Origin of the sequence: Anaerobacillus sp., from assembly GCF_046314235.1 — a bacterium.
GTDB lineage: Bacteria > Bacillota > Bacilli > Bacillales > Anaerobacillaceae > Anaerobacillus.
Window position 1 is genome coordinate 1 of sequence record NZ_JBKBWN010000003.1, and the last position, 13,354, is coordinate 13,354.

Sequence of the window (13,354 nt, forward strand, 5' to 3'; positions counted from 1 at the left end):
AATTTATAAAGCAAGATACTTAAATGTCTTAAATCTTGGGGATAATACTGCGACTGGATTAGGTGCAGCAGTTGAAAGAGAACGTAGAAAGCTATTACTTTTAGCGGTAGGTTTAGCTGGTTCTTGTGTAGCTGTAGGTGGAGGAATTGCTTTTGTAGGCTTAGTTGCTCCGCATTTAGCAAGAAGAGTAGTTGGACCGAAACATCAAATCATGTTACCAACCACCGCTTTGATGGGTGCGTTATTACTACTTGTAGCAGACACGATTGGAAGAAATATTCTCTCTCCTTCTGAAATTCCTGTTGGAATTGTAGTGTCCATCTTGGGTGCGCCATACTTTATTTATTTATTAATGAAAACAAATTAAAGAGAGTGGGTATGTCGAATGGTCATGTTATCAACAGAGCAACTTGGGATTTCCTATGGAGATTTAGACATTGTTAAAGGTTTGAACTTAGAAATTCCAGAGGGAAAAGTAACGACAATTATAGGGCCGAATGGGTGCGGAAAATCTACTATTTTAAAAACGATGTCTCGTATTTTAGAAGCGAAAACAGGGGCAGTTTATTTAGACGGGAAAGCAATTCATAAGACACCGACAAAAGAAATCGCCAAAAAAATGGCGATTTTACCACAAACACCAACAGCTCCAAGTGGGTTAACCGTATCAGAACTTGTATCTTATGGACGTTTTCCCCACCAGAGAGGCTTTGGTAGATTAACAGATGAAGACCGAGAAATTGTAAGTTGGGCAATTGAAGTTACTGGAATGGAACAGTTCTATGATAGACCGATTGAAGCCCTATCTGGTGGTCAACGTCAAAGAGTCTGGATCGCTATGGCTTTAGCACAAGAAACCGATTTATTATTACTTGATGAACCTACTACTTATCTAGATCTTGCTCATCAGCTAGAAGTTCTACAGTTACTTGAAAAGCTAAATAAACAACAAAAACGGACCATTGTTATGGTTATTCATGATTTAAATCATGCAGCCCGTTTTGCTCATCATATGGTCGCAATTAATAATGGAATTATCATAAAAGAAGGAACAGCAAACCAAGTCATGACATCATCAGTTTTAAAAGATGTTTTTAATATTGATGCAGAAATTGTTGCCGACCCACGGACTGGAAAGCCAGTTTGTATCACTTATGACCTGTTAGGAAAAGAAACTAGCCATGTAAAAGAAAAGGAATTAGTGGGAGCACTAGCCTAAAATGCCAAGAAAAAGAGTACTAGAAAGTCAGTTCATGACTATCTTTGTACTCTTTTATTGATTACTGTTCATTACTTATTTTCCATAACTGCTTGCATAAAGCTGATTTATCTGGGACAAGAAAGCAAGAGAAATAAATCCCTAGTTATTTAAGATATATAAAATATAAAAACATTAGAGATCATCTTGTTAATAGGTTGTTATTTATAGAACATAATGGTCTGTAAATGCACTGCAATAGTTTACAATGTTAAATAAACTGCGAAAAATACTCCATACTTTTCTTCACCATATGTTCTCTGCCAAGTGGCCCCCAAGGATCCCATTCTTTACTTTCTGGGATATAAATTTGATGTTGACGAGCTGCACGTAATTCATTCCAATAAGGTGAATTCCTAAGTTTATCAATTTCGGATTTCTCAGTCCAGATAATTAAGATTTTTTCAGGATTTAAGTGAACGAGATCTTCTTTTGAGATGACTTTATAGCCAGAGTGATTTGAGCTTTCATCTGGTTGAAATCCTAAATCATGAAAGAACAAATAACTTACTGCATGACCGTTGTCCCCATATAAGCGAATTTCGTTACGAAAGATACGAATAATAACCCATTTCCCTTTACGGGTAAATTTCCGTAACATTGATTTTCCTTTTCTCTCATGAACTTCTATTTGTTTAATAACGCACTCCGCAACAGCCTCTCTTTCTAGTTTTCTAGCTAGTTCTATTTGATAGTCTTTCCAATTTTCTAAATCATCAAGGTAGATTGTATCATATGAATTATTTCGTAAATTATCATACTTGCAAAATCTAGTATCCATACAAAATAATAGGTCTGGACAAAGATTAGCAACTTCCACTTCACAAATTTGTTTTTCGATATTTAAAGGGGTACTTTCCATTAAATGTTTTTCTAAGTATGAGGGATAGCCCGTTTTTGTTGAATAATAGTTTGGTAATGACGGTGCTGCAATTGGTGTAATTCCCAATGATAATAGATGATCCTGTAACATGAGTCCACTTACGACTGCTATGCGAGTATCCTTATTTTTTATATAGATGGAAGGAGATACACCTACAGATTTCTTGAATACTCTACTAAAATATAACGGATCCTGATAGCCAATAGATTGAGAAATTTCTTTTAAAGAATGGTTCGAAACCTTTAACAGCTCTTTTGCCCGGTTAATTTTTAGCTCAGTTAAATAGTTACCTGGTGTTTGACCAGTCTCCTTTTTAAAAGCACGGCAAAATGAGCTAGGTGTTAAATTTACCATAAATGGTAGTTCTCCGATGTTATCGAGCTTTGTAAAATGTTCTTCCATATATTCAATTACTTTTTTTATCGAAGTCGGTTGATCTATTTGGAGAGAGTCCAACTCTATAACAAGAAAATAAAGTAACTCATAAAAAAGAGCCTTCCTTTTTAAAAAAGAATGAAAATTACTTTTCTTTAATTGTTCTAACTGAAGAAGTAAGTTTGAAAGTGTAATCTGTGATGAAATGCTTACTTTTATATAGTTAGATAAATTTTGCCATTCATTTTCATATGTAACGTTATTGGCGGAATACATTACGTAAAAAATTTGTAATGGTTCTTCAGCTGTTTTTATCTGAAACTCCATTGAAGGGTTTAGAAACAGACAATCACCAGACTTCACTTTATAGATCATATGATCAATAGAAACTGTAGCTTCACCATATTGAATATAGCAAATGGCATTGTATTGAAGGACCTTTTGCTTTAGTAGAGTATGTGGTTTGTAGAAATGCTTTTTAAATGATCGAAGGTTAAAGTCACTTTCTCCTCGAATGTTCATATAGTCCTCCTAACAAAACAATATAATCCATAATACCATGAAAAGATTGTCTATAGAAAATGATAATCATTCTCTATTATAATCAAAGAGTATTAAAAATATATTGGGGGTTTATATTGTGAAAAAAATAATTACTTTAGGAATTCTAATGGTAGCAATGCTTGTTTTACTTGTTGCTTGCCAAGAAAAACAAACAGCGACTAATGAGAAAGTGGTAGAAGCTGAAAATAAAGAGGTAAAAGTAGAAGAAGAGGTAAATTTAACACGTAAGATTAGACATTATAAAGGAGAAATTGAAATTCCAGCTAATCCAGAACGGGTAATTGTACTATCTCATGTTTCATGGGAAGGTTCACTACTTTCTGTAGGTGTAAAGCCAGTTGCTGCTGTTACTTTTGACGGAGAGTTTGCCCCACATTTAGCAGTGCACCTTGAAGGAACTCATAAACTTGAATATACAGTAGAACCAGACTTAGAAGAAATTCTAGCGTTAGAACCTGACTTGTTAATTGTAAGTGATCGCTTTGATAAAGTTTATGAACAACTACTAAAAATAGCACCGACTGTGATGATCGAGGTTGGTGGCGATTGGAAAGAAGATCATCTAAAGATTACTGAGGCCGTTGATAAGCTTGAAGATGGACTGAAAGTAATCGAAGAACTTAATGACAAGGCAAAAGTAACAAGAGAGAAATTAGCTGATATTGTGGCAGATAAAACAGTTTTATCTGTTGCAATTAACAGAGAAAATATTAGAGTGTATGGTCGTACAGACCACGCCATGAATGCCTTATTATATGATGATTTACAATTAACTCCGCCAGCAGGGATTCCATATGGTTTTGGGGAAAATATTTCTGTTGAAGGCCTGACAACGTTTGATGCAGATTTTATAATTGATTCAACATATTTTAACAGTGGTGATTACTATAATTCTGTTGTAAAAGGAAATGTTTGGAAAGGTTTGAAGGCAGTTAAAGACGACAATGTCTTTACGCTAACAAATGTGTGGGGCTTTTGGGACCCTATTGAGCGCTCGAATGGTATGGATGAAATTGTTGCCCTTTTTGAAGAAAAAAAATAAGAATCAATAGCCTGGCCTTATGTGTAAAGGACAGGCTTTCTACTGTGGGTAGAATTAAACTTTATATACCATCAAAAATATCCATAAAACTAATCAATTTTCTCCATGGTTATCTTAGCGAAAGAGTGATAAAATCTAGATTATATCTAATTAAGAATGATTTTCATACTCGGTAAGGAGTGATACTTAAATGGTAGCTATTGATTTTGAGTTTTTGGAAAAAGAATTTTATTATTTTCGCATGATTGATCATCCAAATAAACTTTACTCTGTTCATCTGGCTGACTTTAATAAAAAAGAGGTTATTAATGAATTTATCAATATTTATGGGGAAAAAATTAAAGCGTTGAATTCTGAGGTTGCTGCTACATACTTTTTTAGTATTTATGGTTGGATACTTTCTGGGCTTCAATATGTTCTATCCCATTACGATACAGCTTTAAACGTTTCATTATCGAATATTGAGCTACAAATGTATTATGATAAAGAGCATAATTATTATGGTCTTGGTTTTCGATTTATAGATTGTAAGGATTTTCCTTTGTCAACAGAACGGAACCAATGGAGAAGAGATGTACTAGAGAAATTATATTCTACTAATGTAGTGCCGCTAGTAAATTTATTTCACGAAGCTACAAATGTAAGATTACGCGATCTATATGGGCAGCTTTCTATTGGGTTATATCATGGGCACGATAGAGTGGTAGAGATATGCCAGTTGGTAGAAGAAGTAGCTAAAATCAAAGATGATTTTAATTTCTTAACAAAAGAGTTAAGTCCAACTATATTCAACTTAAAGAAAAATCCTTTTAATATTTCATTTGGCATGATTGAAAGTCCTCGGGAAGAAGGCGTCATGATTCGCATGAAGCCATCATGCTGTTTATATTATCAAACAGAAGGAGCAACAACGAAATGTTATGGGTGTCCTAGAATGACTAATGAAGAAAGAAGAGAGCGTAAAAATCAAATACTTGCAAGTATGAGTAATTAACGCTAATTATACAAAAATACTCCATTAACCAAAGTGCTTTTAAAAAAAGTATTTGTTCTAGATATATAATTTCACTTCAAAAAGTCTTAAGATGATTTTAGTTGTCTTAAGTCTTTTTTGTCTTGAAAAATCCAATTAATGTTTCTAGTAAACTAGAAAATTGTCAATCAAATTTAATTGACTTCTTACAAGGAATTGTTTATATTTTGATAGGTGATAATAATCGTAATCATTTTGATTTGTTTTAAAAAGGAGAGATTTTTTTGAAAAAGAATTCGATATTATTTTTCGTGTTAATAACAGTTATGTTTCTAGCGATAGGTTGTTCTTCAACAAAGGATACTGAAGTGGCTGAACAAAGGGATACAGAAACGAAGTCAAATGAAGAAGCGACAAAGGTTGAACCGAAGTCAGTAACATTAGTGTACAGCTTTGCACCAACGAGTTTAGATCCGCATACAGAGTCTATTACTGTAAGAGCGGGTATTACAGAAACTCTTGTGAAAATTGATGAAAATCTAGAGATACAACCGTGGCTTGCAGAAAGCTGGAAGCAAGTAGATGAGAAAACATGGGAGTTCAAAATTTACGATGGAATTAAATTTCATGATGGCACATCCGTTGATGGAACTGCCGTTAAAGCTTCATTTGAAAGAGCAATTGAGCTAAGTAAGGCGCTACAAACTTTATTAAAATTAGAAACAATTGAAGCGGAAGGCCAATATGTAACATTTAAAACGACTGATGAATATCCAGCTTTTATTTCAGAGCTTGTTCATACAAACGCGTCAGTTATTCAAGTAAATGCAGAAAATATTGAACAAGCTCCAGTAGGTACTGGACCGTTCAAAGTAGTATCTTACACTCAAGATGTTGAAATTCAATTAGAACGTTTTGATGAATACTGGGATGGTGCTGCGAAGCTAGACAAAGCAACAGTAAAGTTTAATTCAGACGGAAATGTTCGCGCTCTAAGTTTACAATCCAAAGATGCTGACATTGCATACCACATTCCAACAGAAGCAATCCAAACCATAGAACAAACAGATTTCTTACGCGTAGAATCAATTCCAAGCTTACGTGCTCATTTCATCCTTTATAACCAAAACAAACCTATGATTCAAGATGCGAAAGTTCGTCAAGCATTAGATATGATCATAAATCGCCCAGTAATTGCTGAACAAATTATGAATGGGCACGCTACACCAGCAAATGGTCCGTTTAATGTCAATCTTCCGTTTGGTAGTAAAGAGAATTTCACAGAGTTTAATCCAGACAAAGCAAAGGCATTATTAGTAGAAGCAGGTTATCAATTAAATAGTAATGGAAAGTTAGAAAAGGATGGAGAAGTGTTATCGTTAAAAATTGCTACGTATCAAGGTCGTCCTGAACTACATTAATGGCCCAATATTTGCAAGGTGAAGCGGGTAAAATTGGTATTGATATTGAAATCTTAATGATTGAAAATGTAGATAGTTATTTATTTGAAAAACAAGATGAATGGGATATGGTTACTTATAGTAACCTAACGACGCCACGTGGAGATGGAGGGTACTTCTTTAACGTAGCGTATCTTCCTGATGGATCTTTAAATCCAGGACAAATTAATTTGCCTGAACTAAATTCAATTATTGGTACTCTTAATGGAACTAGTGATCAACAAGCTCGTAATGAATTGAAAAAACAAGGCGTTGAAATTATTCAAAAAGAAGTGCCACAATCATTTGTTGTATATCCGCATATTGTAGTTGGTGTGAATGAGCGTGTGGTAAATTGGAAACCAGGAGCCGAAGAATATTATTTAATTACAAAAACGCTGGATGTGAAGTAGTTGACTAAGCTAGTTCTTTCTAGATTAGGTCAAATGGTGCTAGTTTTATTCATGTTATCAGTTATTACATTTACGTTAATGAAGCTAGCTCCAGGAGATCCAATTTGGTCTATTTTAAAAATCGATGAAGTAACAGTTACAATTGAAGAAAAAGAAGCGTTGCGAAGAGAACTCTTATTCGATCAACCAATCCACGTTCAATATTTGAATTGGATAGGCAATCTACTTCGACTAGATTTAGGAAACTCGTTTATTAGTCAGCAACCCGTAACGAAAGAAGTAGAAAGTAGAATATTGCCTACATTGTACTTAACTATTGGTGGATTAGTAGTAATGATGTCCATTGCCTTAGTATTAGGGATCCTTGCAGCTGTATATCAAAACAAGTGGATCGATCATATAAGTCGGTTATTAGCATTTTTAGGAGCGTCTGTTCCAACATTTTGGCTTGGGCTTATTCTTATTTACGTATTTTCAGTAAGGTTGGCACTACTACCTGCAATCGAATATGGAAGTATCAAAAACTTGATACTTCCATCTTTTACGTTAGGGCTAGGTCTTGCTGCAGTGTATGCGAGATTGCTTCGAGCCGGTCTTTTAGAAAGTTATTCACAAGAATATATTCGCGCAGCAAGAGCACGAGGACTTGGGGAATGGCGTATCCTACGCGTTCATGCCCTTCGTTCTGCCTTATTACCTGTAATAACGATGTTCGGGATGAGTTTTGGTAGTTTGCTAGGTGGGTCAGTTGTCGTTGAAGTTATTTTTTCTTATCCAGGACTAGGGAAGTTAGCGGTAGATGCTATCTTTAAGCGAGATTATCCAATTATCCAAGGGTATATTCTATTTACCGGTGTAGTAGTCGTATTCATAAATTTACTTGTCGATCTTTCCTATCGTTTCCTTGATCCAAGAATCCGCTATGGTAAGGGGGAACAAAAATAGTGATGAAGGTTATTTTACGAGATCCGATGTTAGTATTAGGTTTTTCGATTTTACTTTTTATTTTAACGCTAGTAATTCTTGGTCCAGTAATCGTCCCTAATGATCCGTTAGAAATGGATATGGGAAATCGTTTAGCGGGCTCTTCATTACGATACCCTTTAGGAACTGATTTTTTTGGGAGATGCATTTTCTCTAGGATTGTAGAAGGTGCAAAATATACGTTAGGGCTTGCTTTTCTTGTTTTACTAGCATCTGTAATGATTGGAGTTCCCATTGGACTATTATCAGGTTTTATTGGCGGGAAATTAGATGCAATTTTAATGAGAATTGTTGATGGCTTAATTGCTTTTCCTGATTTTATATTAGCTATAGCCATTGCTGGTTTTTTAGGCTTAAATATGACAAACGTAGTGATTGCTATTATTATCGTTAAATGGGTAAGTTACGCTAGACTAGTCCGCAGTAGTACACTAGCCGAAAAAGAAAAAGATTATATCTTAGCAGCCCAATTAAATGGTTCAAGGCATGGGAAAATCATCGTTAAACATTTGCTGCCTCATATTGCGTCTCAAGTCGCCATTGTAGCTAGCTTAGATTTAGGAAAGATTATTTTAATTATTGCTTCGTTATCGTATTTGGGAATCGGGGCTCAGCCACCTACACCTGAATGGGGGGCGATGTTAAATGATGCAAGAGCCTATTTTCAAACGTTCCCAACATTAATGATTTATCCAGGATTAGCAATTATGATGACCGTTCTTAGTTTCAACTTAATTGGTGATGGCTTAAGAGAAGCTCTTGATATAAAAAATCGAACGTGAGGTGATCGGTGTGACAGCAGCTATTTTACAATTGAATGATGTTTCCATTCAAAATAAAAGAACAGGGCAACAGTTGTTAAAGAGCGTTTCAGTATCGATCAACCCAGGTGAAATGGTTGCCTTAGTTGGCGAAAGCGGAAGCGGTAAAAGTATAACAGCCTCTCTAATTATGGGGCTTCTCCCTAGGCAGTTACAATTGAGTGGCGGAGTTATTTTTTTTCAAGGTGAAAAAATTGATCAACTTCCCCAAAAACTTTATCGGAAATTAAGGGGAAGAGAAATGTCGATGATTTTTCAAGATTACAATGGAAGTCTTACCCCTTTTATTAAAATTGGTGACCAAATGGTTGAAACTCTTCAGGTTCATGAAAAACTTTCAAAAAAAGCAGCAAAAGAACAGGCGTTAGCTGCATTACATCAAGTAAAGTTGCCTGAAAAACGTGTATTTGATAGTTATCCGTTTCAACTAAGTGGGGGGCAAAAGCAACGAGCCGCAATTGCGATGGCGATTATGCTAAAACCTGCTTTAATTATTGCTGATGAACCAACAACAGCACTTGATGTAATTACAGGTGAGAAAATATTAGAGCTTATTAAAGAATTACAACTAGATTTGCAGTGTGGTGTCCTATTGATTAGTCACCATTTAGGAGAAGTATTGAAGTGGTCCGATCGAGTTGCTGTTATGTACGGTGGTCGTTTAGTTGAAGAAGGATTAACCAAGGAAATTGGACAACATCCATATACCGATTTATTATTACGATCAAGGCCACAACTAACGAATGAAAGAGAAATGTTAAAGATGATACCTGGTGAACCAGGAAGTATCTCTCTTCAAGGATGTCCTTTTGCCAATCGCTGCCCTAAAAAAGTAAACAAGTGTCATGAAGACATAGAAGAAGTGTTTTTAAAAGAAAATCATCGGGTTTCATGTCACTTGCTAAATGAAACTAATTATAAAGAGGAACGTTTATTATGACGACAACGGTACTTGATGTTTGCCATGTAGAGAAGCGGTATCAACAAGAATTTTATGCAGTTCAAGATGTATCCTTTCAAATAAATGTAGGTGAATGCATTGGTGTAGTTGGAGAAAGTGGTAGTGGCAAAAGTACTTTAGCAAAATTAATTCTTTCGGTTGTTAGACCAGATAACGGAGAAATCTATTTTTATGGGAGTAGACTAGACCTATTAAAAGGTGAGAAACTAAGGCAAATGCGTAAACATATGCAGATGGTTTTTCAAGACCCTACTTCATCATTAAATGAACGTTTACCGATCATGAGTTCACTGATGGAGCCTTTAGATAACTTTAAAAAAGTAACCCCTTCTTTTTTGTCCGATGTGAGACAGTCAAGAAAGGAAACGGCTGTTAAACTATTAGAAATGGTCGGCTTATCTAGTGACTATTTAAAGCGCTATCCTCATGAATTAAGTGGTGGTCAAAAGCAGAGGGTAGCTATTGCACGTGCTATTAGTTTAGGGCCAGATTTATTAATTTGTGATGAGCCAACGGCTAGTTTAGATGCTTCGATCCAAGGGCAAATTTTAAACTTATTAAAAAAGTTACAAGAAGAACTAGAAATGTCTTATTTGTTTATTAGTCATGACATTGCGGCAGTTCAATATATGAGTGATAAAATGATTGTCTTGAAAGATGGGAAAATAGTTGATCAATTTGCCACTTCAGGGCTATTAAATGAAGATCGCCATGAATATACTCGTAAGCTTATTAGAGCAAGTACGTAAAAAGAGGTGTCAGTATAATGATTAAAGTGCGTGAAGTTGCTGAAAACGAAATTGAAAAAGTAGCCCAATTCCTTATCCGGACAATGGGCGAGGTTTATCCATTTCCATTAAGTGAGAGGTCTTTACAAGACTTATGGGAAATGAAGGAGCTATTTCTTGATCGACAGGACGCTGTTTTTTTAGCGGCTTTTAACGACCACGAAGAAGTAGTAGGGACATTGGCACTTTGCCGTTACGATAATCGGATTATTTCTATAAAGGATCACTATGATTTAGGCAGTACGTGTGAAGTAATTAAATGCTATGTTGACCCGGTGAAACGTCAGCAAGGAATTGGTTCATTACTCTTTGATGAGGCCCTTCAGTTTGTACAGAAGGCTGGCTATCGAACAATGTATTTACATACACACCGCTTTTTACCAGGTGGTTTTACATTTTGGAGCAAAAAAGGCTTTACGATTGTTCTTGACTGCCAGGATGAATTTGAAACCGTACATATGCAAAAAGATGTGTAACGAATGAGCGCATTACAATCATTGAAACAAACTAGCAAAACAACACTTACAAATCGTGAGTATCTTACGATTGCGATACCGTTAATTATTTCCACATTAACAACTCCATTACTAGGAGCTGTTGATACAGCCGTTGTTGGACACCTACCCGATCCAGTATTTATTGGCGGAGTGGCAATTGGAAGCCTGATTTTCAGTCAATTATATTGGGTATTAGGATTTTTACGAGTAAGCACTTCTGGTTTTACCGCCCAGGCAAAAGGGGCAAATAACGCTTCAGAACTATTTTTTTCTTTTATGCGACCACTAATAATCGCGGCGGTATTAGGAGTACTCTTTGTTCTTTTTCAGACACCGATAAAATTTGTGGCATTTACGATTTTCCAAGGTAGTGAAGGAGTACTCACTCAAGCGACCAATTATTTTGATATTCGGATCTGGGGAGCGCCGTTTGCCCTTATTAACTATGTCATTCTCGGTTGGCTAGTTGGGTCAGCCAATATTCGTTTAGCTGTATTTTTACAAATAGGGATGAATGTAGTAAATATTTTTCTAGACGTTCTATTTGTTTTCTACTTTGATTTTGGTGTCAAAGGAGTTGCTTTTGCTAGTTTAATAGCAGAAACAGGTGCTGTCTTTATCGGTTTTATTTTATTATGGAAACTTCGTTATTTCTCCAGTGTAACATCATCACTTAGTCATTTAGTTGAAAAATCTATGTTTATTCGAATGATTAAAGTAAATCGGGACTTATTTATTCGAACCATATGTTTACTGACTGTATACACAATGTTTACTGCAAAAGGGGCGAAAATGGGGGAAGTAGAACTCGCAGCTAATGCGATTTTGTTTCAGATTCATTTTATTTTTGCCTATTTTCTAGGTGGCTTTTCTAATGCTAGCAGTATTTTTATTGGCAGAGCAGTTGGAGGGAAACGAGAAGATTTATTTAAAGAAGCAGTTAAAATGTCAGTCAAATGGGGGGCTATTGCAGCTATTGTGGCTTCCATTGTCTTGTTTCTCACTAGTCAATGGGTTTTCCCATTATTCACTTCTATTGAGGAAGTATTAATGGTTTCTGACAAATATATCATTTGGCTATTATTATTCCCGTTAGTCAGCTTTTGGGGCTTACAGTTATATGGCATATTTTCTGGAGCGACTGAAGGTGCGCCAATTCGAGATTCAATTATTCTAGCACTTATTGTCTTTCTTCTTACCTATTATATCTTTATACCAACATTGGGTAACCATGGACTATGGCTTGCGTTTACTCTATTTTCATTGGGGCGGACATTGTTTTTATGGCCATATTTTGGATCTCTAAAAAAGAAATTATTTAAAAATGAGGTTAGCTGATGAAAAATGGTGTTATTCTTGCAGTGTTTTCTTCATTTATTTTTAGTATCATGAATGTTCTCGTGAAAGCAGTAAGTGTCAACATACCTACAGCAGAAGTCGTTTTTTTTAGAAGTGTCATTGGGGCAGTTGTTGTGTTTTGGTTGATGAAACAAAGTAAGGTTATATTTTCGAATAAAGGAGTTCCCCTTCTTGTAACAAGAGGAGTTCTTGGTGCTCTTTATTTAATGGCGTATTTTTACGCCATTGCTCATATGCCATTAACAGATGCTAGTATTCTTGTTCATTTATCACCTGTTTTTGTTATTATTTTATCAACCATTTTTTTAAAAGAGAAACTGTTAAAACAAGCCATTCCATATATCACCCTTGCTTTTTTAGGAGCCTTTTTCCTAATAAAACCATTTTCTTATTCAACGTATTCATTAGTAGCTCTATTGGGGGTTTTAAGTGCCTTGTTTGCAGCAGGTGCTTCTATCTCCATCCGCATGTTAACAAAAAAACATCATAAATATGAAATTATCTTTTACTTTTTAGTAACCTCAACAATCGTTTCTATTCCACTAATGTGGAAGAACTTTGTTATTCCTTCTTTTGTTGACCTTCTTTATTTGATCGGAATTGCCTTAATCTCGTTATTAGGCTTGGTTGTCTTAACAACAGCCTTAACGCACGAAAATGTTATTGTCGTTGAGGTTGTCCGTTATATTGGTATTTTCTTTAATGCGATATGGGGATTTTTGTTTTGGCTGGAGGTTCCAGATGTTCTAACGGTATTTGGTGGTGTCCTCATTATTGGGGCTTGTATTGCGTTATCTAAGAAAGAAGGGACCAGTCAGAAAGATAAACTAGCCTTGGATAAATAAAAAAATTCAGTAGAGAAAACGTCTCATTTTTTGAGATGTTTTTTCGTTTAAAAAAAACATTATTAATCGAAATAGTTCTTATTTACATAATGAAAAATGAGTTATATAATGAGTACGAATTCTAATTTGAGGTGATAATGATTATCAATATT

General features: G+C 35.3%; 14 protein-coding genes. 13 read left to right on the forward strand and 1 reads right to left on the reverse strand.

The window, feature by feature from the left end; genetic code table 11:
- A partial coding sequence (locus ACK4M9_RS04140; RefSeq protein ID WP_409848284.1) for a FecCD family ABC transporter permease occupies positions 1 to 367 on the forward strand: 367 nt, incomplete at its 5' end.
- Positions 368 to 385: 18 nt separating this feature from the next.
- Positions 386 to 1,219, forward strand: a complete 834-nt coding sequence (locus ACK4M9_RS04145; RefSeq protein WP_409848286.1) for an ABC transporter ATP-binding protein — start codon at positions 386 to 388, stop codon at positions 1,217 to 1,219.
- 250 nt (positions 1,220 to 1,469) lie between these two features.
- On the opposite strand, the gene ACK4M9_RS04150 is transcribed toward ACK4M9_RS04145, so the two are convergent.
- Positions 1,470 to 3,038, reverse strand: coding sequence for a helix-turn-helix domain-containing protein (locus tag ACK4M9_RS04150; protein WP_409848287.1), 1,569 nt, complete (start codon positions 3,036 to 3,038; stop codon positions 1,470 to 1,472).
- 118 nt (positions 3,039 to 3,156) lie between these two features.
- On the opposite strand from ACK4M9_RS04150, the gene ACK4M9_RS04155 reads away from it, so the two are divergent.
- From ACK4M9_RS04155 to ACK4M9_RS04205, 11 genes are all read left to right on the forward strand, one after another.
- Positions 3,157 to 4,122, forward strand: coding sequence for an ABC transporter substrate-binding protein (locus ACK4M9_RS04155; protein ID WP_409848288.1), 966 nt, complete (start codon positions 3,157 to 3,159; stop codon positions 4,120 to 4,122).
- Between the two features lie 190 nt (positions 4,123 to 4,312).
- Positions 4,313 to 5,116, forward strand: a complete 804-nt coding sequence (locus ACK4M9_RS04160; RefSeq protein ID WP_409848289.1) for a hypothetical protein — start codon at positions 4,313 to 4,315, stop codon at positions 5,114 to 5,116.
- 263 nt (positions 5,117 to 5,379) lie between these two features.
- The gene (locus ACK4M9_RS04165) at positions 5,380 to 6,516 is read left to right on the forward strand and encodes an ABC transporter substrate-binding protein (protein WP_409848290.1); all 1,137 of its coding nucleotides are present in this window, start codon (positions 5,380 to 5,382) and stop codon (positions 6,514 to 6,516) included.
- On the forward strand, positions 6,516 to 6,947 hold the full coding sequence (locus ACK4M9_RS04170; RefSeq protein ID WP_409848292.1) for a periplasmic substrate-binding domain-containing protein: 432 nt from the start codon (positions 6,516 to 6,518) through the stop codon (positions 6,945 to 6,947). The genes ACK4M9_RS04165 and ACK4M9_RS04170 overlap by 1 nt, the downstream gene beginning before the upstream one ends.
- The gene (gene nikB, locus ACK4M9_RS04175; RefSeq protein ID WP_409848293.1) at positions 6,948 to 7,892 is read left to right on the forward strand and encodes a nickel ABC transporter permease; all 945 of its coding nucleotides are present in this window, start codon (positions 6,948 to 6,950) and stop codon (positions 7,890 to 7,892) included. It abuts the gene before it with no gap.
- Between the two features lie 2 nt (positions 7,893 to 7,894).
- Positions 7,895 to 8,713, forward strand: a complete 819-nt coding sequence (gene nikC, locus ACK4M9_RS04180) for a nickel transporter permease (RefSeq protein ID WP_409848710.1) — start codon at positions 7,895 to 7,897, stop codon at positions 8,711 to 8,713.
- 10 nt (positions 8,714 to 8,723) lie between these two features.
- Complete coding sequence (locus tag ACK4M9_RS04185; RefSeq protein WP_409848295.1) at positions 8,724 to 9,692, forward strand: ABC transporter ATP-binding protein; 969 nt, start codon at positions 8,724 to 8,726, stop codon at positions 9,690 to 9,692.
- The gene (locus ACK4M9_RS04190) at positions 9,689 to 10,462 is read left to right on the forward strand and encodes an ABC transporter ATP-binding protein (RefSeq protein ID WP_409848297.1); all 774 of its coding nucleotides are present in this window, start codon (positions 9,689 to 9,691) and stop codon (positions 10,460 to 10,462) included. The genes ACK4M9_RS04185 and ACK4M9_RS04190 overlap by 4 nt, the downstream gene beginning before the upstream one ends.
- 17 nt (positions 10,463 to 10,479) lie before the next feature.
- Positions 10,480 to 10,977: a GNAT family N-acetyltransferase gene (locus ACK4M9_RS04195; RefSeq protein ID WP_409848299.1), complete on the forward strand. Its 498-nt coding sequence runs from the start codon at positions 10,480 to 10,482 to the stop codon at positions 10,975 to 10,977.
- Positions 10,978 to 10,980: 3 nt separating this feature from the next.
- Positions 10,981 to 12,336 carry an MATE family efflux transporter gene (locus tag ACK4M9_RS04200; protein WP_409848300.1) on the forward strand — a complete coding sequence of 452 codons (1,356 nt, stop codon included), beginning with the start codon at positions 10,981 to 10,983 and terminating at the stop codon, positions 12,334 to 12,336.
- Positions 12,336 to 13,202 (forward strand): DMT family transporter, encoded by an 867-nt coding sequence (locus tag ACK4M9_RS04205; protein ID WP_409848301.1) that lies wholly within the window; start codon positions 12,336 to 12,338, stop codon positions 13,200 to 13,202. The genes ACK4M9_RS04200 and ACK4M9_RS04205 overlap by 1 nt, the downstream gene beginning before the upstream one ends.
- Positions 13,203 to 13,354: the final 152 nt, after the last annotated feature.